The organism is Mycobacterium sp., assembly GCF_049585075.1.
Lineage (GTDB): Bacteria > Actinomycetota > Actinomycetes > Mycobacteriales > Mycobacteriaceae > Mycobacterium.
Window position 1 is genome coordinate 1 of record NZ_JBAUZA010000108.1, and the last position, 1,795, is coordinate 1,795.

General features: G+C 66.0%; 1 protein-coding gene and 1 pseudogene. Both read left to right on the forward strand.

Annotated elements, in window-relative coordinates; genetic code table 11:
- A pseudogene (locus WB785_RS04960) lies at window positions 1–651 on the forward strand (DAK2 domain-containing protein); the annotation flags it as partial.
- A 2-nt stretch (window positions 652–653) separates the two neighbouring features.
- Window positions 654–1,795, forward strand: a 1,142-nt coding sequence (locus WB785_RS04965; RefSeq protein WP_424077584.1) for a DEAD/DEAH box helicase, incomplete at its 3' end; no start/stop codon positions are given.

A 1,795-nucleotide genomic window follows, 5' to 3' on the forward strand; every position in this document is an offset into this window, starting at 1 on the left:
GCGGAGTTGTTCGCCGGCGAGGGGGCCTGCGTGCTGCGCCCCGGCCTACACGCTGCCGAGCCGACGACGGACATCAGCGCACAACAACTATTGCGCGCCGTGGTGGACACCGAAGCCGCGCAGGTCATGGTCTTGCCCAACGGCTACCTGGCCGCCGAGGAGCTGGTCGCCGGCTGCACCGCGGCTATCGGGTGGGGCATCGACGTGGTGCCGCTGCCGACCGGGTCGATGGTGCAAGGGCTGGCTGCGCTCGCCGTCCACGAACCCGGCCGGCAAGCCGTCGACGACGGTTTCACGATGGCCCGTGCGGCCGGTGCCGCCAAGCATGGATCGGTGCGCATCGCTACCGAAACGGCGTTGACCTGGGCCGGCACCTGCGAGCCCGGCAACGGGCTTGGCATCGCCGGCGACGAGGTGCTGATCGTGGCACCCGACGTGGCGTCGGCGGCGATCGGGTTGATCGATTTGCTGTTGGCCGCCGGTGGCGAGTTGGTGACGGTGCTGGTAGGCGCCGACATCGACGGGGATGCCGACGCGGCTGCAGTGGGCGAAAAGCTGCAAGCCCACATACACGACCGTCACCCGGGCACCGAGCTGATGACCTATCACACCGGGCACCGCGGTGACGCGCTGTTGATCGGGGTCGAGTAGCCATGGTCGCGCTCGGTGACCGCCTGGACTACCTCCTTAGCGCCAAAGCCGTGAAACTCCTCGACGAGGTGTTCGGTATCCGCACCGTCGACGACCTGCTGCGCCACTACCCACGCGGCTACGTCGAGGGCGCGAGTGTGCGTGGCGCGGGCGACGAACGGCCGCCGGAGGGCGAGCACGTCACGTTCGTCGACGACATCACCGCCGCCGTTGAGAGGCCGATCCGAAATCGCCCGCGCGACAAAATATTGCTCGTCACCCTGGGCTCTGGGCGCAACAAGGTCACGGCAACGTTCTTCCACCCGAAGAAATGGATCAAGGATCGCCTGGCCGTCGGAACCCGCGTGATGCTCTCCGGAGAGGTCGGCTTCTTCCGCGGGGCAATGCAGCTGACCCACCCCGACTTCCTTGTGCTGCATTCCCCGGACGGCAAGGACCACGGCAGCCGGTCGCTGAAAAACATCGCCGGCGCCTCGCGGGCCGTCAGTGGCGAAGTATTGCAAGAGGCGTTCGAACGTAGCTTTTACCCGATCTATCCGGCAAGTTCCAAACTGCAGAGTTGGGACATCTTCAACTGTGTGCGTCAGGTGCTCGAGGTTCTCGACCCGGTGACCGATCCGCTGCCAAAAGAACTGTGCGCCAAGCACAATCTGGTCCCTGAAGATCAGGCGCTACGCGCCATCCACTTGGCTGAGGATGCCGCCGAGCGGCGGCGTGCCCGTGAACGGTTGGCCTTCGACGAAGCTGTCGGGCTGCAGTGGGCGCTTGTGGGCCGCCGGCACGGCGAGCTGTCTGAGTCCGGCCCGGCGGCGTCAACGCGTGCGGATGGGCTGAAGCAAGAACTCTTGCAGCGGTTGCCATTCGAGCTGACCGTCGGCCAGCGTGAGGTGCTGGAGGTACTTACTGCTGAAATCGGTTCCACCCGCCCGATGAACCGGTTGCTGCAAGGCGAGGTGGGGTCTGGCAAGACGATCGTCGCGGTGCTGGCGATGCTACAGATGGTCGACGCCGGCTACCAGTGCGCGCTGTTGGCGCCAACGGAAGTCCTTGCTGCACAACATCTCCAATCCATAAACTCGGTGCTTGGGCCGCTGGCGATGGCCGGCCAACTCGGTGGCACCGACGACGCCACCCGGGTGGCGTT